This window comes from Xanthobacter sp. DMC47 (genome assembly GCF_056313845.1).
Genome location: NZ_JBQUZM010000001.1, coordinates 999,802 through 1,018,700 on the forward strand (window position 1 = coordinate 999,802; position 18,899 = coordinate 1,018,700).

At 66.8% G+C, this 18,899-nt stretch carries 18 protein-coding genes; 15 read left to right on the plus strand and 3 right to left on the minus strand.

Going from position 1 to position 18,899, the window contains the following annotated elements; all coding sequences use genetic code 11:
- The first annotated feature begins 287 nt into the window (after positions 1 to 287).
- The 4 genes from ACT54R_RS04650 to ACT54R_RS04665 all read left to right on the plus strand — a co-directional run bounded on the left by ACT54R_RS04650 (position 288) and on the right by ACT54R_RS04665 (position 3,423).
- Positions 288 to 1,457 (plus strand): SGNH/GDSL hydrolase family protein, encoded by a 1,170-nt coding sequence (locus ACT54R_RS04650; RefSeq protein ID WP_476324122.1) that lies wholly within the window; start codon positions 288 to 290, stop codon positions 1,455 to 1,457.
- A 132-nt stretch (positions 1,458 to 1,589) separates the two neighbouring features.
- A complete protein-coding gene (locus ACT54R_RS04655) occupies positions 1,590 to 2,489 on the plus strand; it encodes an HpcH/HpaI aldolase/citrate lyase family protein (protein ID WP_476324124.1) in 900 nt (299 codons plus the stop codon).
- 7 nt (positions 2,490 to 2,496) lie between these two features.
- Positions 2,497 to 3,198: a DJ-1/PfpI family protein gene (locus ACT54R_RS04660; protein ID WP_476324126.1), complete on the plus strand. Its 702-nt coding sequence runs from the start codon at positions 2,497 to 2,499 to the stop codon at positions 3,196 to 3,198.
- 21 nt (positions 3,199 to 3,219) lie between these two features.
- Positions 3,220 to 3,423 (plus strand): DUF1737 domain-containing protein, encoded by a 204-nt coding sequence (locus ACT54R_RS04665; RefSeq protein WP_168459919.1) that lies wholly within the window; start codon positions 3,220 to 3,222, stop codon positions 3,421 to 3,423.
- A gap of 41 nt (positions 3,424 to 3,464) precedes the next feature.
- Here ACT54R_RS04665 and ACT54R_RS04670 read toward each other — a convergent pair whose 3' ends face one another.
- The gene (locus tag ACT54R_RS04670) at positions 3,465 to 4,379 is read right to left on the minus strand and encodes a cation diffusion facilitator family transporter (RefSeq protein WP_476324128.1); all 915 of its coding nucleotides are present in this window, start codon (positions 4,377 to 4,379) and stop codon (positions 3,465 to 3,467) included.
- 192 nt (positions 4,380 to 4,571) lie between these two features.
- Here ACT54R_RS04670 and ACT54R_RS04675 point away from each other — a divergent pair, with 192 nt between their 5' ends.
- A complete protein-coding gene (locus ACT54R_RS04675; RefSeq protein WP_168459921.1) occupies positions 4,572 to 5,624 on the plus strand; it encodes a MaoC family dehydratase in 1,053 nt (350 codons plus the stop codon).
- Here the strand turns inward: ACT54R_RS04675 and ACT54R_RS04680 are convergent.
- The gene (locus tag ACT54R_RS04680) at positions 5,600 to 6,652 is read right to left on the minus strand and encodes a CE1 family esterase (protein WP_476324130.1); all 1,053 of its coding nucleotides are present in this window, start codon (positions 6,650 to 6,652) and stop codon (positions 5,600 to 5,602) included. The genes ACT54R_RS04675 and ACT54R_RS04680 overlap by 25 nt on opposite strands.
- A 414-nt stretch (positions 6,653 to 7,066) precedes the next feature.
- Here ACT54R_RS04680 and ACT54R_RS04685 point away from each other — a divergent pair, with 414 nt between their 5' ends.
- From ACT54R_RS04685 to ACT54R_RS04710, 6 genes are all read left to right on the plus strand, one after another.
- Positions 7,067 to 7,753: an OmpW/AlkL family protein gene (locus ACT54R_RS04685; protein WP_476324132.1), complete on the plus strand. Its 687-nt coding sequence runs from the start codon at positions 7,067 to 7,069 to the stop codon at positions 7,751 to 7,753.
- Between the two features lie 314 nt (positions 7,754 to 8,067).
- Complete coding sequence (gene sdhC, locus ACT54R_RS04690) at positions 8,068 to 8,469, plus strand: succinate dehydrogenase, cytochrome b556 subunit (protein WP_168459924.1); 402 nt, start codon at positions 8,068 to 8,070, stop codon at positions 8,467 to 8,469.
- A 10-nt stretch (positions 8,470 to 8,479) separates the two neighbouring features.
- Positions 8,480 to 8,896, plus strand: coding sequence for a succinate dehydrogenase, hydrophobic membrane anchor protein (gene sdhD, locus ACT54R_RS04695; protein WP_476324135.1), 417 nt, complete (start codon positions 8,480 to 8,482; stop codon positions 8,894 to 8,896).
- A 3-nt stretch (positions 8,897 to 8,899) separates the two neighbouring features.
- Positions 8,900 to 10,735, plus strand: coding sequence for a succinate dehydrogenase flavoprotein subunit (sdhA, locus tag ACT54R_RS04700; protein ID WP_168459926.1), 1,836 nt, complete (start codon positions 8,900 to 8,902; stop codon positions 10,733 to 10,735).
- Between the two features lie 98 nt (positions 10,736 to 10,833).
- Positions 10,834 to 11,619, plus strand: coding sequence for a succinate dehydrogenase iron-sulfur subunit (locus tag ACT54R_RS04705; protein ID WP_029555308.1), 786 nt, complete (start codon positions 10,834 to 10,836; stop codon positions 11,617 to 11,619).
- 349 nt (positions 11,620 to 11,968) lie between these two features.
- On the plus strand, positions 11,969 to 12,223 hold the full coding sequence (locus ACT54R_RS04710; protein WP_168459927.1) for a hypothetical protein: 255 nt from the start codon (positions 11,969 to 11,971) through the stop codon (positions 12,221 to 12,223).
- Between the two features lie 142 nt (positions 12,224 to 12,365).
- On the opposite strand, the gene ACT54R_RS04715 is transcribed toward ACT54R_RS04710, so the two are convergent.
- On the minus strand, positions 12,366 to 12,752 hold the full coding sequence (locus tag ACT54R_RS04715; RefSeq protein WP_168459928.1) for a hypothetical protein: 387 nt from the start codon (positions 12,750 to 12,752) through the stop codon (positions 12,366 to 12,368).
- A gap of 446 nt (positions 12,753 to 13,198) precedes the next feature.
- On the opposite strand from ACT54R_RS04715, the gene ACT54R_RS04720 reads away from it, so the two are divergent.
- From ACT54R_RS04720 to ACT54R_RS04735, 4 genes are all read left to right on the plus strand, one after another.
- On the plus strand, positions 13,199 to 14,494 hold the full coding sequence (locus tag ACT54R_RS04720; protein WP_476324138.1) for a lipopolysaccharide biosynthesis protein: 1,296 nt from the start codon (positions 13,199 to 13,201) through the stop codon (positions 14,492 to 14,494).
- Positions 14,495 to 14,664: 170 nt separating this feature from the next.
- On the plus strand, positions 14,665 to 16,827 hold the full coding sequence (locus tag ACT54R_RS04725; protein WP_476324140.1) for an exopolysaccharide transport family protein: 2,163 nt from the start codon (positions 14,665 to 14,667) through the stop codon (positions 16,825 to 16,827).
- A gap of 255 nt (positions 16,828 to 17,082) precedes the next feature.
- Positions 17,083 to 17,898, plus strand: a complete 816-nt coding sequence (locus tag ACT54R_RS04730; protein WP_476324142.1) for a polysaccharide biosynthesis/export family protein — start codon at positions 17,083 to 17,085, stop codon at positions 17,896 to 17,898.
- A 118-nt stretch (positions 17,899 to 18,016) separates the two neighbouring features.
- On the plus strand, positions 18,017 to 18,886 hold the full coding sequence (locus tag ACT54R_RS04735) for a WecB/TagA/CpsF family glycosyltransferase (RefSeq protein ID WP_476324144.1): 870 nt from the start codon (positions 18,017 to 18,019) through the stop codon (positions 18,884 to 18,886).
- The last annotated feature ends 13 nt before the right edge of the window (positions 18,887 to 18,899 follow it).

Consider the following 18,899-nt stretch of genomic DNA (forward strand, 5'->3'; position numbering starts at 1 on the left):
AAGGCCGCCTTTGGCGGCCTTTTTCATTTTAGCGCCCCTCATGCGCCTCGCGCGCAGCGCGATTCGCGCCGTCGCCCACGATTTCCTCTGCCAAGCGCCTTGGTCGAAAGACCTGTGGCCAGCCGCCCCGGACAGTCGCGGAAGCGTGGCCGGTCTGCCGACGCCTTGATTGAGCCGCCGGCCTGGTCCATTGCTAGGGCATGTGGCGCGCAGCGGAAACACATGCTTCCAAGCCCGGACCTGGCCGGCAATGCGGTCACGTCCGTGGGCGGACGAACCCGTTCGCCGTGCTGGTGCTCGCCCTCCTCACCGGCGTGCTACTCTGCGCCGATGCTGGCCGCCCGGCCTTTGCGCAGAACGATTTCTTCTTTTTCCTGCGCCCCCCGGCCAACGTCCCGCGCGGCAATCCGCAGCCCCAGCAGCGTCCGCAGCAGCAACGCCCCCCGCAGAATTCCGGCTGGTGGCCGTTCCAGCCCCAGCCTGATCTCCTGCCGCCGCCCCAGCAGGCCAAGCCCCAGGCTCCGGCCGAGCCGACCGGCGTGGTCTATGGCTCCGCCGACGCTGCGAGCCAGGGCAAACGCGTGCCGCCGAGCCAGTTCGTGCTGGTGCTGGGCGATCGCCTCGCCGGACAGCTTGCCCAGGGTCTCGCCGATTCGTACGTGCCCGATCGCCAGCGCATCGCCATCATCGACAACACGGTCGATGAGAGCGGCTTTCTGCCGGCCCCTGTCGACTGGCTCTCCCGCCTCCCCGACGCGATCGCCGCGGCGCGCCCCTCCGTGACCGTCGTGGCGTTGGGCTCGGACGACCTCCAGCCCATCAAGGACGGCGACACCCAGGCCCAGCCGCTAACCGAGCGCTGGAACGAATTGTACGGCAAGCGCGTGGACGAGGTGCTGGCCGCACTGCGCGAGAAGGCCGGGCGGGTCATCGTGGTCGGCGTCGCCCCGGTCGCCAACGGCCAGCTCTCGGATGACTATGCGAAGCTGAACGAAATTCTGCGCGCGCGCGTCGCGCGGGCGGGCCTCACCTTCGCCAATGTCTGGGACGGCTTCGTCGATGAGGACGGAAAATACATGGCGAATGGCCCGGCAGTGGACGGCCAGCGCCGGCGCCTAAGGTTCAACGACGGCGTGCGGTTCACCCGCGCCGGCGGACGAAAGCTCGCCTTCTTCGTTCAGAAGGACATCAATCGCATGCTAGAGGAGAGCGGCGGAGCCCGTACGGCGCCGACGCCTGATGCCACGAGCGGGCCTGAACGGCCCTCCGCGCTCGCCGGTGCCCCGGCCACTGGCCGCGATGCCCGCCAGGAACCGCTTCAGGTGTCCGCGGGTGCTGCCTCCGCGGCGAAGGTGCTCAAGGATGGCGTCGCTCCGCCGCCCGTCCGCGGGCGGGCCGACGATTTCACCTGGCCGCCCCCTGGCGCAGAGCCTGCCGCTGCTCCGCCAGCGCGCTGACGCCCCTTTCATTCCGACGGCCGACCCTCTGCCGCAGCGCGGCAAAATCCGCTTTTCAAAGCCGGAGCGCCGCTTTACCGATTTGAGGGAAGAAGTGCGGGCGCCGCCCGCCGCATCGGTCGAGGAGCCGTCATGTCCGAGGGAAATTCCGCCGCGTCCATCCGTCCGCGCCGCAGCGTCCTCTACATGCCCGGCTCCAACGCCCGCGCGCTCGAGAAGGCGCGCACCCTGCCCGCGGACGCGGTGATCCTCGACCTTGAGGATGCTGTCGCGCCCGACGCCAAGGTGGAAGCCCGCGGCCGGATCGTCGAGACGGTGAAGGCCGGCGGCTTCGGCCCGCGTGAAGTCGTCATCCGCATCAACGGCCTCGACACGCCGTGGGGGCCGGATGATCTGGAAGCCGCCGCATCCGCCACGCCCGACGCGATCCTGCTGCCGAAGGTGCAGTCGGTGGAGCAGCTCGTCACCGTCGGTCGCCGCCTCAAGGCGCTGGACGTGCCCGCCACCACCCGGGTCTGGGCGATGATCGAGACGCCCCTGGCGATCCTCGACATCAAGTCCATCGCCGCCGCCGCGCAGGACCCGCTCACCCGTCTCTCTGTGTTCGTGCTGGGCACCAACGACCTCGCCAAGGAAACCCGCGCCGCGCTGGTGCCGGGCCGCGCACCCATGGTGGGGTGGCTGAGCCTCGTGGTGGCCGCCGCCCGCGTCTATGGCGTCGATGTACTCGACGGGGTGTGGAATCAGTTCCAGGACCTCGACGGCTTCAAGACCGAATGCGCCCAGGGCGTCGAGTTCGGAATGGACGGTAAGACGCTCATCCATCCGAGCCAGATCGAGCCCTGCAACATCGCCTTCAGCCCGCCGGAGGCCGACGTGGCCCGCGCCCGGGCGATCATCGCCGCCTTCGCGCTGCCCGAGAACGCCGGCAAGGGCGTCATCACCCTCGACGGCCGCATGGTGGAGCTGCTGCACGCGGAGATGGCCAAGCGGACCGTCGCGCTGGCCGACGCCATCGCCGCCCGCGTCTGAGCGCGCCATGGACACGTCTGCACCGGCCAGGCCCGCCCCTCTGCACATCGTCATGGTTGCTTATCCGGACATGGCGCAGCTCGACCTGACCGGGCCGTTCGAGGTATTGGCACGCCTGCCAGGCGCGAAGATCGACATCGTGTGGAAGGCGAGCACCAAGCCGGTGAAGGACGTGGCAGGCCTTGCCATCATGCCGACGGCCGCCTTCAAGGAAATCCACGGCTGCGACGTGCTGTTCGTGCCTGGTGGGCCCGGGCAGCTCGAACTGATGGAAGATCGGGAAACCCTCGGCTTCCTGCAGGAGATGGCCGCCGGCGCGCGCTATGTGACGTCGGTCTGCACCGGCTCGTTGATCCTTGGCGCGGCGGGACTGCTTAAGGGTTATCGCGCCACCTGCCACTGGCTGTCTTTGCCGCAGCTGGCTCATCTCGGTGCCATCCCGGTGGAGGAACGGGTGGTGATCGACCGCAATCGCTTCACCGGCGCGGGCGTTTCCTCCGGCATCGACCTGGCTCTGGCACTGGCGGGCGAGATCGCCAGCGAGGATGAGGCGCGGCGCATCGCCCTCGCCATCGAATACCAGCCCGAACCGCCCTTCCCGCCCCGCGACAAGGAGGATCCGCGCCTCGTCGACGAGGTGCGGGGGCGGACGCAGGGCTTTCAGGACAGGCGTGATGCCGTTGCCCGCCGCATCGGCGCGCGGCTCTGACACCTTAAGGGGGACTGACCCATGAAGCTTTATCGCTATCTCACCGGCCCTGACGACGCCGCCTTCTGCAAGCGCGTGTCCGCTGCCCTCAACCGGGGCTGGCAGTTGCACGGCGCGCCGACGCTGACCTTCGACACCGCGCAGGGCCGCGTCATCTGCGGCCAGGCCATCGTCAAGGAAGTCGAGGGCGAGTGGTCGGACGATGTGGTGCTCTCCGAGCACTGAGATCGCCGGCGCGGAGGGCGCCTGAAAGGCGTGACGGCGGATTAGGCCGCCGTCGCCTCGGCCGCTGCGGCGTGGCCCGGCATGAGGACGATGGAGACATCCACCTCGTCGCCCGCCTCGCGGAATTCCCGCTTCACCGACTCGGTAAGCTTGGCCACCACGGCGCGGGCGCGGGCCACGGTCCAGTCGCTCTCGAAGCCGAGATGCAGCTCCACGAACATCTTGCCGCCGAACTGACGGGTGCGGATGTCGCCCAGTTCGTCGAAGTCGTCAAAGTGGGTGGTCAGCACCTTGAGGATGCGCAGCTGCCCCGCCTCGTCGATGGCCTGGTCGAGCAGGGAGGCCACCGAGTTCGAGAGCATGGCATAGATGTTGTAGATCATGAACCCGATGACGACGAACGACCCCATCGGGTCGAGGTAGTACAGGATCGGGATGTTGTTGAAGATCGACAGGATCACCGTGACCGTGAACACCGAGCCCGAGGCGATGGCCGAGACGAGGTGCACGCGGGCCTGAGCGGCCAGCACCGGAGAATGGGTCTCGTGGGCGAGGCGGGTCGCCTTGCGGTTCAGGATCACGTTGCCGATCACCGCCAGCGCCGCCACGAAGAGGCCCAGCTCGGCGCCGTCCACGCCCTCCGGGTGCATCACGCGGATGATGGCGCGGGTGCCGGCGATGACCACCAGGATCGTCTGCAGCAGCGCGATCATCAGTTCCGCAAGGTTTTCCAGCTTGCCGAGGCCATAGGCATATTTGCCCGCGTGCGCCTTGTGGGCGAGCTTCAGCACCAGCCAGCAGGCGGTGAGGGCCGTGAGGTCGAAGGAGGTGGCAAGCAGGTCCGTGAGGATCGCCGCCGAATTGGTGAGCGTCGCGGCGAGGATGTAGAAGGGGAACAGGCAGGCCGTGAAGATCATGGCCTGAAACGACAGATTCTGGCTCGCCGAACCCGACACGAACGCCCCCTCTTTCCGCTGCGCCCTCCGGAGCGGCCCAGCACCCCACCGGAATGCCCCATGAGGACCATGAGGGGGGCATGCGTCAAGCCGAACCGGCATTCCGGCCGCAATTCGGCACCTTGTCCCTTCGGCCTGTTGCGTCGCACCCACGCCCTCTGCAACATGCGCCGACAAACGGGGGGACCCTAGATGAGCAAGACCAACCGGGGCAATTTCTTCGAGGATTTCAGCGTCGGCCAGGTGATCCGCCACGCGACGCCGCGGACCGTCACGGTGGGCGACGTGAGCCTCTACAGCGCCCTGTATGGCACCCGCTTCGCGGTCCAGTCGGCCGATACGTTTGCCCAGGAGATCGGCTATCCCGCCGCGCCGGTGGACGACCTGCTCGTGTTTCACACGGTGTTCGGCAAGACGGTGCCGGACATCTCGCTCAACGCAGTGGCCAACCTCGGCTATGCGGGCGGACGCTTCCTTGCCCCGGTCTATCCGGGTGACACCCTCACCGCCGTCTCCGAGGTGATCGGCCTCAGGGAGAATTCCAACGGCCAGAGCGGCGTCGTCTATGTCCGCTCCGTGGGCTTCAACCAGGACGGCACCGAGGTGCTGGACTATGTGCGCTGGGTGATGGTGCGCAAGGCAGACCCGTCCCTGCCCGCGCCGGAGCCGGTGGTGCCCACCCTTCCGGCCGCGCTGGCGCCCGATGCCCTCGGGGGCGCCGTGCCCGTGCTCGATATCGAAGGCTGGCGCTTCGACCTCTCCGGCTCGACCGCCCGCTTCAGCGACTATGCGGTCGGCGAGCGCATCGACCATGTGGACGGCATGACGGTGGAGGAGGCGGAGCACATGATCGCCACCCGCCTCTACCAGAACACGGCCAAGGTGCACTTCAACCAGTTCACCGAAGGGCAGGGCCGCTTCGGCCGCCGGCTGATCTACGGCGGGCACGTGATCTCGATCGCCCGTGCCCTGTCGTTCAATGGCCTTGCCAATGCCTTCCACGTCGCCGCCATCAATGGCGGCCGGCACGTTGCGCCGCTGTTTGCGGGCCTCACCGTGCATGCCTGGAGCGAGGTGCTGGACGCGCAGGAACTGCCGGGGCGCGACGATGTCGGGGCCCTGCGCCTGCGTACCGTCGCCACCAAGGACCGGCCGACCGCCGATTTCCCCTTCAAGGCGGAGAACGGTGATTACGATCCGAGCGTGATCCTCGATCTCGACTACTGGGCGCTGATCCCGCGCTGACCGGCCGCGTTGGATGCCGCCCCGGCCGAGGTCGTGGGCGGCGCAGCGCTTGCCCCTTGGGGCTTAGGAGCCGGCGGCTTCGCGTCCGCCGGCTTGCTTCCGTCGGCCGGACCCGAGGTCGTTGCCGGCGACTTCGGCGCAGCGACGGATGTGGCCGGCTTGGGCTTCGGTTTGCGCGGCGGCACGGATGGCACGGCCGCCGGCAAGCCGCCATAGACCGACATGAAGCGCCAGACTTCCTCGCCCGCATCGATGTCGTGGCTGCGCAGGCCGAGGAAAGGCGTGGCGAGGTCCGGCTTCGTATCCACCATGGCCGGGGACTGGTGGCCGCCGCGGTCGATGGTGATGAGCTCCACGGCGCTCCCGTCCCGGCACCCTTCCCAACGGCGCAGCTCGGCCGTGGTGCCGTCATCCGGGGCGAGGTCGGGCAGTTTGGTGCTCGTGGCCGGCCCGCATCCGTCGAGAGCGGCATAGAGGCGCGCGCTGTCGGGTGCCGAGAGGGTCGAGCCCAGCGGCGTCCAGAAACCGGCATAGCCGATCACCGAATCCGCCGTGCCGTGGATGAACTGGATGGAGACCGGCTTCGACGGCTGGCACTCTTCCTTATAGTTGGCCGGGGCGGTGGACATGATGGCGGAATAGGCGGCGAACAGCTCCGCATACTCGCAGGCCATGCGCTGCACCATGAAGCCGCCGTTCGAGATGCCGGTGAGATAGATGCGGTTGGGATCGGCGATGCCATCCGAGGCGAGACGCCGCGCCAATGCCACGAGGAACGCCACGTCGTCGCCCGGCCGCAGCATCATCTTGAGCCGCATGGCCGCCGGGCGGCCATCGTTCCACGTCCGCCCCTCGCCTTCCGGATAGACGGCGACGAATCCGTGCTTCGCCGAGGCGGCGTCGAGACCGAAATAGGCGCGGAAGCTTTCCGGGGTCTGCGCCGCGCCGTGGAGCGCGATCACCGTGGGCGCAGGCGCGGAGACTCCATCGGGCGTCACGACAACGTAGCGGCGCGTCTCGCCGTTCACGGACAGCCTGAGATCTTTGACCGATTCCGCATGGAGCGGAGCAGATGCCGACCAAAGCAGGAACAAAAAGAGACTCGCAAGGAACATCCAGCCGCCAGCGGCGCCCCGCCGCAGCCACGATTGCCACACGCCTAAAGTCGGATCGTCGGGGGCCTGTGGGAGGCAGATAAAGGCGGCAAAGACCGTCATGAGCGCAATAAGCCTCTTGAAACAATAAGATTTTATCGCAGTCGCCGCCGCTGCGAGCAGGTGCAGGGTTGCCTTGCGAATACGGCGGCGGCGGGGCGGAGGTGTGTCGCCACGGCCACACAAGCGGCGGCTCCGCCGTATTTTTGATCTAGATCAAACTGAACAGGGCCTCTCGGGAGGAAGTGTTTCCCATCAGTTATCTCAAAGGGCTTGTGGGAGCGGGGCATGTCGAAGCTCGGACTTGGTATCATTCTCGCGGCGGGGCTCAGCGCCCTGGTCGCCGGCAGCGCAACCGCCGCCGATCTGTCCACCCCGGTGTACAAGGCGCCGGCGGTGGAAGAACCCCTCAGCCCGTGGCAGATCCGCGTGCGCGCCCTCTACGTGCTGCCTGAGAACGGCGGCTCGGTGACCGGCGTCCCGTTCTCCAACCTCACCTACTCGAGCGCGGTCGTTCCGGAGCTCGACATCTCCTACTTCTTCACCAAGAACATCGCCGCCGAACTGATCCTCGGCGTGACGCCCCACAACATCTACGGCGCCGGTACCCTTACCGGTCTCGGTCAGATCGGTAAGGTGTGGCTGCTGCCCCCCACCCTCACCCTGCAGTACCATTTCACCGACTTCGGCCCGTTCAAGCCCTACATCGGCGCCGGCGTGAACTACACCGCCTTCTTCAGCCAGGAAGTCACCAACCCGGCCTTCTCCTCGCTGAAGGTCCAGGACGCGTGGGGCCTTGCCCTGCAGGCCGGCTTCGACTGGATGATCGACCGCCACTGGGGCATCAACGTCGACGTGAAGAAGATCTTCCTGCAGCCCGACTTCCTGCTGCAGACGGTGGGCGGCACCTACCTCCAGGGCGGCGCGGACCTCAACCCCTGGATCTTCGGTACGGGCGTGACCTACCGCTTCTGATCGCCAGATCCAGACCCAACCCAGAAAACGCCGGGCTCGCCCGGCGTTTTTTTCGTCTGCGCTTGGAGCCTACGGACGGCTGATCCTTCGCCCGCCTGATGCGATGATGTCGCGGGCGCGGCCCCGCGACGCGCGATCCGGCCGCGGGGCGTTGGCACCGCAGCAATCGGCGGCTACAAGCGCAGGCATAGGACGATCATCCAATTGCCGGCCGCTGCGTATCGGTCTTTAAAGCCGCCCAAGGTGCTTTGGAATCGTTGCGAAGAGACGACGATTGAGATACCTGATCGATCGATTTTTCAGGAGGAGGCCCCATGGCCGACAGCCCTCAGCGCATTGATCGCCCCCTTTCGCCACACCTACAGATTTACCGTCCGCTGTTCACGATGATGATGTCCATTGTGCATCGCATCACGGGCGTCGGACTGTATTTCGGCACGGCGATCCTGGTTTGGTGGCTCCTCGCCGCGGCGACGTCCCCAACGGCCTATGCCACGTTCAGCGCGGTGGCGGGTTCACCCATCGGCCTCTTGGTGCTGTTCGGCTTCACCTGGGCGCTGCTGCACCATGCGCTCGGCGGCGTGCGGCATTTCTTCTGGGACTTCATCCACGGCTTCGGCCCGCAGGAGCGCGTGCTGCTCGCCAAGGCCACACTGGCCGGCTCGGTGGTTCTCACCGTGGTCGTCTGGATCATCGGCCTCGCGCTGAAGGGCTGAGGAGAACGCCATGAGCACCCCCCATTCCGGTCACGCGCCCGCTCGCGCCACCATGCGCACCCCCCTCGGCCGCGTCCGCGGCCTTGGCGCCGCCAAGTCGGGCACCGAACACTTCTTCATGCAGCGCCTCACCGGCGCGGCGAACCTGCTGCTCTCCATCGCCTTCATCATCATCGTGATCTCGGTTGCCGGCCAGAGCTACGCCGCGGCGCGCGCGACGCTCGGCCATCCGCTGGTGGCGGTCATCATCCTTCTGACGCTGCTTTCTGTTACGACCCACATGCGCATCGGCATGCAGGTGGTCATTGAGGACTACGTGCATACGGAAGGCCTCAAGGTGCTGCTCATCGTGGCCAACACCTTCTTCAGCATTGCCGTTGCCCTCGCCGGCGCCTTCGCCGTGCTCAAGATCAGCCTGGGAGGCTGACACATGGCCGATACCGCAACGAACGGGGCCGCCGCGCCCGGCATCAACGGCGCCGCCTACCCCATCGAGGATCACACCTACGACGTGCTCGTGGTCGGCGCCGGTGGCGCGGGCCTGCGGGCGGTGGTGGGTTGCTCCGAGGCGGGCCTGCGCACCGCCTGCATCACCAAGGTGTTCCCCACCCGCTCCCACACCGTGGCCGCCCAGGGCGGCGTCGCCGCTTCGCTCGGCAACATGGGCGACGACAAGTGGGAATGGCACATGTACGACACCGTCAAGGGGTCGGACTGGCTGGGCGACCAGGACGCCATCGAATACCTCGTGCGCAACGCGCCGGCCGCCGTCTACGAGCTGGAGCACTGGGGCGTGCCCTTCTCCCGCACCGAGGACGGCAAGATCTACCAACGCCCGTTCGGCGGCATGACCACGCATTTCGGCAAGGGCACCGCCCAGCGCACCTGCGCCGCGGCGGACCGCACCGGCCATGCCATGCTGCACACGCTCTATGGCGCGGCGCTGAAGCACCAGGCCGAGTTCTTCGTCGAGTATTTCGCCATCGACCTCATCATGGATGAGGAAGGCCGCTGCCGCGGCGTGGTGGCCATCAAGCTCGACGACGGCACCATCCACCGTTTCCGTGCGCACCTCACCGTGCTCGCCACCGGTGGCTACGGACGCGCCTATTTCTCCGCCACCTCGGCCCATACCTGCACCGGCGACGGCGGCGGCATGGTTCTGCGCGCCGGCCTGCCCCTGCAGGACATGGAGTTCGTGCAGTTCCACCCCACCGGCATCTATGGCTCGGGCTGCCTCATCACCGAGGGCGCCCGCGGCGAGGGCGGCTACCTCACCAATTCCGAGGGCGAGCGCTTCATGGAGCGCTATGCCCCCTCGGCCAAGGATCTCGCCTCGCGTGACGTGGTGTCCCGCGCCATCACCATGGAGATCCGCGAGGGTCGTGGCGTCGGCAAGGCGAAGGACCACGCCTTCCTCCACCTCGACCATCTCGATCCCGCCGTCCTCCACGAGCGCCTGCCCGGCATCTCGGAGAGCGCGAAGATTTTCGCCGGCGTGGACGTGACGCGCGAGCCGATCCCGATCCTGCCGACCGTGCACTACAACATGGGCGGCATTCCCACGAACTATTACGGCGAAGTGCTCGACAAGCGCGCCGGCGATCCGGACAAGGTGGTGCCCGGCCTGATGGCCATCGGCGAGGCTGCCTGCGTCTCGGTCCACGGCGCCAACCGCCTTGGCTCCAACTCGCTCATCGACCTCGTGGTGTTCGGCCGCGCCGCCGGCCTGCGCGCGGCGGAGCTGGTCAAGCCCGGCGAGAAGCACCGGCCCCTGCCTGAGAACAGCGCTGAGCTGTCGCTCTCCCGCCTCGACAAGTATCGCTACGCGTCCGGCGGCACCCCCACCGCCGAGCTGCGCCTGTCCATGCAGAAGGTGATGCAGAACAACTGCGCCGTCTTCCGCACCGGCGAGGTGCTCGAGGAGGGCAAGAAGCTCATCCACGACGTGTTCAACGCCTCGAGCGACATCGGCGTCACCGACCGCTCCCTGGTGTGGAACTCGGATCTCATCGAGACGCTGGAATACGAGAACCTCATCTCGCAGGCCATCGTCACCATGGAGAGCGCCGCGAACCGTCAGGAAAGCCGCGGCGCCCATGCGCGCGAGGACTTCCCGGACCGCGACGACGTGAACTGGATGAAGCACACGCTGGCCTATTTCGACCCGGCCTCCGGTGCAGTCCGCCTCGACGACCGCCCAGTGCACACCTACACGCTGTCTAACGACATCCAGTACATCGAGCCGAAGAAGCGCGTGTACTGAGGCCCCACTCGACCGCGCGCCGGGGGGAACGCCCGCCGCGCGCGGCCATGGCAAGAATTCCTGCGGGCGGTCACCGCTCCAGCGCTTCAGGACGTCCCATGGTTGAGCTCACTCTTCCGAAGAACTCGCAGGTCACGACCGGCAAGACCTGGCCGAAGCCGGCCGGTGCCAAGAAGCTGACCGAGTTCCGCATCTACCGCTGGAATCCGGACGACGGGAAGAACCCGCGCATCGACACCTATTATGTCGACCGCGAGGATTGCGGCCCGATGGTGCTGGACGGCCTGATCTACATCAAGAACAAGATCGACCCGACCCTCACCTTCCGCCGCTCCTGCCGCGAAGGCGTGTGCGGCTCGTGCGCCATGAACATCGGCGGCACCAACACCCTTGCCTGCACCAAGGGCATGGACGAGGTGCTGGTAAAGGGCGTGGTCAACATCTATCCCCTGCCGCACATGCCGGTGGTGAAGGATCTGGTGCCCGACCTCACCAATTTCTACGCCCAGCACGCCTCGATCGAGCCGTGGCTCCAGACGGACACCGCCGCCCCCGAGAAGGAGTGGCGCCAGTCCAAGGACGACCGCGAGAAGCTGGATGGCCTCTACGAGTGTATCCTGTGCGCCTGCTGCTCCACTTCGTGCCCGAGCTATTGGTGGAACGGCGACCGCTACCTTGGCCCGGCCGCCCTGCTCCAGGCCACCCGCTGGCTGAAGGACAGCCGCGACGAGCGCACCGGCGAGCGCCTCGACTATCTGGAAGACCCCTTCCGGCTCTATCGCTGCCACACCATCATGAACTGCGCCCAGGCGTGCCCGAAGAGCCTCAATCCGGCCAAGGCCATCGCCGAGATCAAGAAGATGATGGTCGAGCGCCAGATCTGACGCGCCACGCATCTCCGGCTTTTCCGGGACCGCCCGCCTCACTGGCGCGGCGGTCCTTTTGTTTTCCGAAGGCTCCGCACCGACGGCCATGGCCGCCCTCAAGGACCTCGCCCCCGTCTGCCTGATGGGGCGCCCCGGTCCGCCTTTCGGCTGATCTAGAGAGCCGCCGCCGGCGTTTTTCACCCGCCTCGCCAAGCCCCCTTTTCCAAATTTTTCGCCAGCGAATCACCCGCGTCCGAAGGGGCGCGGGGCGCCGGTCCGCGTCCTTCTCAAAATGATAAATTATGTGTTAACGTTAATTTTACATGTGACGAAAAGTCCCTGGACAGGTTCAGTCGGAGAAGCAGCCATGTCGATCGTTCGCGCCGTCCTTCCCGCGTTTATCGCCTTTGCCCTGCTGTTCGGGGTCGTGACGCATCCGTCAGAGATGTTCGTCGTGCTCGGCAGCATCGTGCTCACGCTGAGCACCGCCAGCAGCATCATCTTCTTTGCCTTCGTGATTATGGCCGCGATCTTCGGCTTCGAGCGCACCTCCGGCCGTCACATGGCTCCCGCCGCCGCGGTTCATGTGCATCGCTCGCTGCGTGACGAGGTGGCGGCCTGATCCTCGATCAGGCGTCAGCCCGCGGCGACCGGGCGGAGAGCGCGTCGAGGAGGCGTGCTTCCTTCGGTCCGGTCTTGGCACCGCATTAAGAAGAATAAGGTGCCCCTCCCGGCGCGAGACGCGCGCCGGGCGCCGGGCGCCGTCATGGCCTGCAGGTGACGTAGGGCCAGGTGGCGTGCCGATAGAAGGGATAGAGGTCGATCGCCTTCAGGCGACGCCACAGGTGGCTATCCGGCGGCGGACACAGGCGCTGCATCGCGCCTGTGGGGTTGCCGCTCCAGGAATCGGGAACGAACACCTTCACCGAGAACACGCCATCCTGCAGGAAAGGGTCCGGCGCCCACCAGCCTTGAGGCAAATTGTCCCTCATATAGGTCTTGATCGATTGGTAGGCGTCGAACGGATAGGGATCGGTATCCGGCCGCATGATCGGCCGGGCGCCCGGCAGGGAGTCGAGCCCCTGCATGGGCGATTGCGCCATGGCGTTTCCGCCCACGATCAGGAATCCGAACAGCTTGAGCAGGAGCATGGCGCGCCGGCCCGCCGCGCGCGACCGACGCCCCGCGCGACAGGGCGTTGAGGACGCCGCCTCCGCCTCCCGCGCACTCCCCCCGCGAAGAACCATCCGCGCCATGATCCGTCTCCGACCTTCTGCTGAAAGAGGTAGACGATTTGCGGCTGCTCGGGATATGCGGAAAGCAGGTCGGCGATGGTCGAAAGCGCGCGAGCCCGCGAGGGTCCGTGCCATTTCGGGTTTGCCGGGCGCGGTTCAATCCCGGCGTGGTCGGGCGCGACCGGTGGTCGGCTCGACCGCGACGGATGGCACCCATCCGGTGCGGCCTGGGCTGCAAGTCTCGATGCGGTGGACGGGCCGAGACAGGCTCTGCCCGTTTTCTACCGGTCGATCGCACCTGTCCTGTTTGGGCTCCTGGGGCGGAACCCGCTGTTCAGCCTCTTCGCTTCCCGCGGATTTACATGGCCTCGCTTTCCCTACGCAAATTTGCGCCGCTCCTTACCACCTACGGGGCCTACGCCGGCTCGATGATCTCCCGCGGGCTGGAGCTTGTCGGCAAGCTCGGCCTCTACATGTTCGGCGCGCGGGCGCTGGGCCTGCATGATTCCGGCTATTTCTTCCTGTGCCTCACCTGGATCGGACTGATTTCCACGGTGGCGCGCGCCGGCTTCGACAAGGCCGTCCTGCGGCACATGGCGGCGGAACTCGCGGTGGGGCGCGGCCGGGAAGCGCGCAAGGCGCTGCTGACCGGCGCCGCCATCGTCACCGGCGGCGGCACGCTGGCGACGCTGCTGACCGTCGCCCTCGCCGAGCCGCTCGCGGTCTATCTGTTCCACGATCCGCAGGTCGCGCATGCACTGAGGCTCTCGGCCTACGCCATCCTGCCGCAGACCCTGTGCATCTTCGTCGGCTATGCGCTGGTGGGTTTCCACCGCGGAGCCACGGGGCAGCTGGTGCAGAACGGCATCTGGCCTGTGCTCACGCTCGGCGCGCTGTTCGCGGGCGCCAACACGCTGGACAGTCTGCTTTATGCGCTCGCCGCCTCGCTCCTGGCGGCGACCGTGCTCGGCCTCGTCATGGTGGTGATGGACCGGTACCGCTTCCTCGCCACCCCGTCGCCCGATGCGCCCGCGGATGCCCTGCCCGCGCTGTGGCGCACCGCCATGCCGCTGAGCGTCGTGGAGGTGGTGCAGATCTTCCTCAACTCGCTGCCGGTGCTGCTGCTGGCCGTATTCGGCGAACCGTCGGCGGTGGGCGCCTTCTCGGTGGCGAACCGTATCTCCATGCTCATCTGGGTGGTGGCGAACTCCATCGGGACGGTCGCGGCGCCCTCGTTCGCTGCCCGTCACCGCCAGGGGCAGTGGGACGAGTTGCGCGCGCTCAACCGTCGGGTCCGCCTCGCCGTGGCGCTGTTCGGCACCCCCGTCGTCGCGGCCATGGTGTTCTTTCCCAAGTCGATCCTGAACCTGGTCGCGCCGGGGTTCGAGGTCGCCGGGCCCGCGCTCATGGTCATGGGTCTCGGCCAGTTGGTGAATTGCCTCCTGCCCTGCCAGGACTTCATGCTGTCGATGACCGGCTACGGCGGCGTCCACCGCTGGCTGAACATCGCCCAGCTCGTGGTGTGCAGCGCGCTGTGCGCCGCGCTGATTCCATTCTTCGGGATGATGGGCGCGGCTATCGCCACCGCCGTCTTCATTGCCCAGGGGGCCATCGGCACGACGCTCGCCGTGCGGCATCTGATGCCCAGGGCATTCTGAGACACGGACAAGGGGGCTAAACGGCCCATATTGACGTTGCGGTTAAAGCAAAATCAATTTCGCCAGTCGATTTTCATGATCGTCTGCGAAAACAGCGCGGGCGTGCCAGGTATGGGCAACGGGTCCGGGCGGCGGACCTGCCGGGCTGATGGTCAAGCAAGGTGATGCTGATGGGTATGGCGCCGGCCTCGGGGGCATCGGAGCAGTCGGAAAGGTTCATGGTGGTGCGCCAGGCGGACCAGACCGACGTCGACGTCGCTCCGGACGCAGGCTCCGGCACGACCAACTTCACCCTGCGCGATTTCCTCATCGCGGCGTTCTACCATTACCGGATCATCCTGCTCGCCGCGGCCCTGCCGGCGCTGGTCGGCATCGTCGGCGCGCTCAGCGCCCGCACGGAATATACCGCCAGCAGCCTCTTGATGGTGATCGTGAGCCGCGAGGTCTCGACCGCGCAGAACGTCACCGACAGCGGTCCGAGCGTGCTCAGCATCGAGGGCCTCAAGCAGGTCGAGGCGGAAGTCCAGATCGTGCAGAGCGCGGAGGTCGCCCGCGCGGTGGTGGAGCAGATCGGCATCGACCGGCTGTTCCCGAAAGGCCGGCTTGCGACCCTGCTGGGCCTCGGCGGCTCCGACGATGATCTCGATCGGGCCATCGAGCGCTTGCAGGGCAGCATGCGTGCGGCCGTGCAGGCGAATTCCAACATCATCAAGGTGAGCTACACCAACGCCGACCGCGCGCTCGCCGTGGAAACCACCAACGCCATCGTCCACAGCTATCTGGCGGTGCGCCGCCGGACGCTGGAGAACCCCACTTCCAAAATTCTCGTCCAGGAAGTCCAGCGCTTCAGCAACGACCTGTCCGCCGTCGACAAGCAGATCGAGAGCCTCAAGAGCAAGGCCGGCATCATCGATTTCGCACAGGACGCCGTCCTCGCCGCCAACCAGGTCGACAGCATCATCCAGCGCCAGCGCCAGGTGGGTGAGCGCGAGGTGGCCGTGACGGCCCAGCTCGCCGAGGCCGAGAAGCAGCTCGCCGCGCTGCCCAATTCCGTGTTCGAGTTCGCAGAGAACACCAATGCGGTGCCCGGCGACGAGGATCCCAATACCCTCACCAAGCTGCTCATGGAGCGCGATCGCATCGCCGCCCAATATGCCCCGGGCAGCGTGCTGCTGCGCGAGCTGGACAAGCAGATCGCCACCGTCCGGGCCAAGATCAAGGTCCGCGAGGACCGCCGCTATGTGACCGACCGGGCCTCTCGCAACCCGCAGATCAACTATGTGCAGACCATGGTGCTCAGCCTCCGGGTCGAGAAGGATTCGCTCTCCCGCCAGCAGGTAGAATTGGTGGAGCAGCTCAAGGTGGCGCGTGAGCGCCTCGCCACCCTGCGCGCGGTGGAGACGCCGCTCATCGAGCTGAACCGGCGGCGCGACGCGCTCAACGACGGTTTCCGCGAATACCAGCGGCGCGCTGTGGCCGCCTCCATCGAGGAAGCGGCGGCGCAGTCGCGGCAGTCTTCGGTCCGCGTGGTTCAGGATGCCGGAGCCGCGGTGGTGAAACGCTCGCTCACCTTCCCGATCCTCGCGGGCGGCCTGTTCGCCGGCCTTCTCTTCGGCGCCGCCGCCGGCGCGCTGGCTTCGGCCATGCGAACCACCATGATTACACCGCACGAGGTGGAGAACCGGCTCGGCATCCCCGTCGTCGCCGTCTTCGACATGGACCCCGACGAAACCGAAATCGATCTCTCGGAACGGGCCATCGGCACCTGCGCGACCGTGCTGCTGGATGCCCGGGTGGATGGCGAGCCGGTGCACGTCTTCCACGTGCTCTCGCCCGATTTCGACGAGTCCCTCCCGAAGTTCTCCCGCGATCTTGCCGAGGAATTCGCCGGACAGCGCGGCCGTCGCACCCTACTCATCGATCTCACCACGCCGCCGCCGCCGATCCCTTCCGTGCGGGACGTGGAGGTGCGCGGCGGCGTCGCCATGATCGGTACGCCGGTTCCGAACCTGTGGATGTTCACGGATGCGCAGCCCTCTCCTCTGCTCGACCTGCGCATTCCCATCTCCGACGCCCTCAGGATGACGCTCGAGCTGAAGACCAGCTTCGACCACGTCCTGATCGCCTCCAACCCCACCGTGGCGACGCTGCTGAGCCAGCGTTTCTGCCAGGTCGCGGACGGCAACCTAGTCGCCATCCAGGCGGAGAAGACCCGCACGCCCGCCGCCTCTCACCTGGTCGGCCAGGTGACCGAGTGCGGCGGATTGCTGCTTGGGTCGATCCTGTTCGGCCGGCGCTATTATTTGCCTGACTGGCTCTATCACCGGACCTGATTACCGAATTTCAGGGACCATCCCATCCCCCGGCACCGCGTATAAGCTGTCGTTAACCCTAACGAATTATAGCTTCCCCTGAAGTGTGGCGTTGCCAGCGCCCCGTCTGCCTCCGCTTTGCTGGGGAGAAGACGCGGGCGGGTATCGCCCGACTCACGCGGATTTTGTTACTTTGCCAAGGGTCGGTTGATGCCGCGAGCTGGGGCTAAAGGGCGGATGAGGATCGGGCGTCCCGCGTGGAGCTTCCGCGCAGACATGTGCCGCCCGGCCGCGCGTGCCGCCGCCGGGATGCGCCGCGCGTCGGTCCTCCTCCTCCTCATTGTGCCGCTCGCGCTGAATGGCTGCGCCGCCATTGCGACGTCGCAGAACACCGGGACGCCGCCCTTCACCACCGGCCACGAGCTACGCTTTACTGAGACCAACAGTGACCGGTTCAAGCCCTGGACCGACCAGACACCTGCCTACCGCCTCGGTCCTGGCGACAAGATCAAGATCAAGTATTTCCTCACCCGCGAGATGGACGAGGACCTGACGGTGAGCCCGGACGGCTCCATCGCGCCCCGCGCCATCGGCCAGATCCGCGTGGAGGGTTCGACGCTCTCCAGCGTGGAGAGCTACATCCGCACCGAATCCCGCAAGGAACTGGCCGATCAGAAGGTGGTCGTGGCGCTTGAGGAGGCGGTGTCGGCCAAGGTCTATGTCGGCGGCTCGGTGCCGCGGCCCGGGGCCTACAAGATCACCGACATGAACCTGAGCGCGCTCAAGGCCATCCTGCTTGCCGGCGGCTTCACTGACGAGGCCCGCACAGGTCAGGTCGCTCTGATCCGCCGTGGGCCGAAAAACGAGCCGATGCTGCGCCTCATCAACGTGCGCGACACCATCGAGACCGGCTTCGACGCAGACGACGTGCCGCTGATGAGCGGCGACATCATCTATGTCCCGAAGAGCTCCATCGCCGAGGTGGACCTGTGGATCGACCAGTTCATCAACAAGGTGGTGCCATTCCAGCGTAGCTTCAGCTACACGCTGGGCAGCTATTCGACGACCACTGCGGGCGGTATCGTCCCGTAAGATCGAAGCGGGCGCGCCAGCGACTTTGCAGCGGCCGCTTCTCCGATGCAGGCGTCCGGGCGCAACAGCGCACCGCCCGGGGCCATGCGGGATCAACGCGCGCTCCTGAAGCGAAGCCATGACGTCCTCCTCGCCGTCCGCCGACATCCCGCCCTCCCGCACCGTGCCGGCCGCGGCCGCGCCGGAGAAGCCGTTCGAGGAAATCGTCTTCCTGCGGGTTCCCTTCTCCATCATCTCGCTGGACGAGGCCTGCCGCCTCATCGCCGCACGGCCGCCCGGCGCGCCGCTCGCCTACGTGGTGACGCCCAACGCGCAGAACCTTGTGCGCCATAGCCACCTGGAGGATCCCCGCTTCATCGCCTTCTATGAGAAGGCCTGGCTCCACCTCATGGATGGCAAGGTGCCGCGCGCTCTGGCACGCCAGGTGTTCGGGCTCGACATCCCGCTGGCGGCCGGCAGCGACCTCACCGCCCATCTGTTCGAGGCCTATATCCAGCCCGACGACGCCATCACCATCATCGGCGGCGAGGTGGAGATGGTGGACAGCCTGAAGGCGCGTTTCCACCTGACCAACGTCGCCCACCACAATCCCCCCATGGGCTTCATCAACAAGCCGGACGAAGTGGAAAAATGCGTCCGCTTCATTCTCGATCATCCGGCCCGCTACATCTTCATGGCGGCCGGCTCTCCCCGCTCGGAATACGTGACGCAACTGGTGGATCAGCGCGGCGGCGCGGTCGGCACGGCGCTGTGCATCGGCAGTTCGCTGAACTTCCTCACCGGCCACGCCAAGCGCGCCAATCCGGTGTTCCGCAAGCTCGGCCTGGAATGGCTCTATCGCCTCATCGTGAGCCCGCAGACCCACATCCGGCGGGTATTCGTGGAATCCATGCCCGTCCTGCTGATGGTGGCGAAGGCCCGGGTGAACCCCGCCGCCTATGGCATGGACCGCAGCCGGTCGGGCAAGGGGCCACAGAGCCGCGCATGAGGGGCGCCATGGT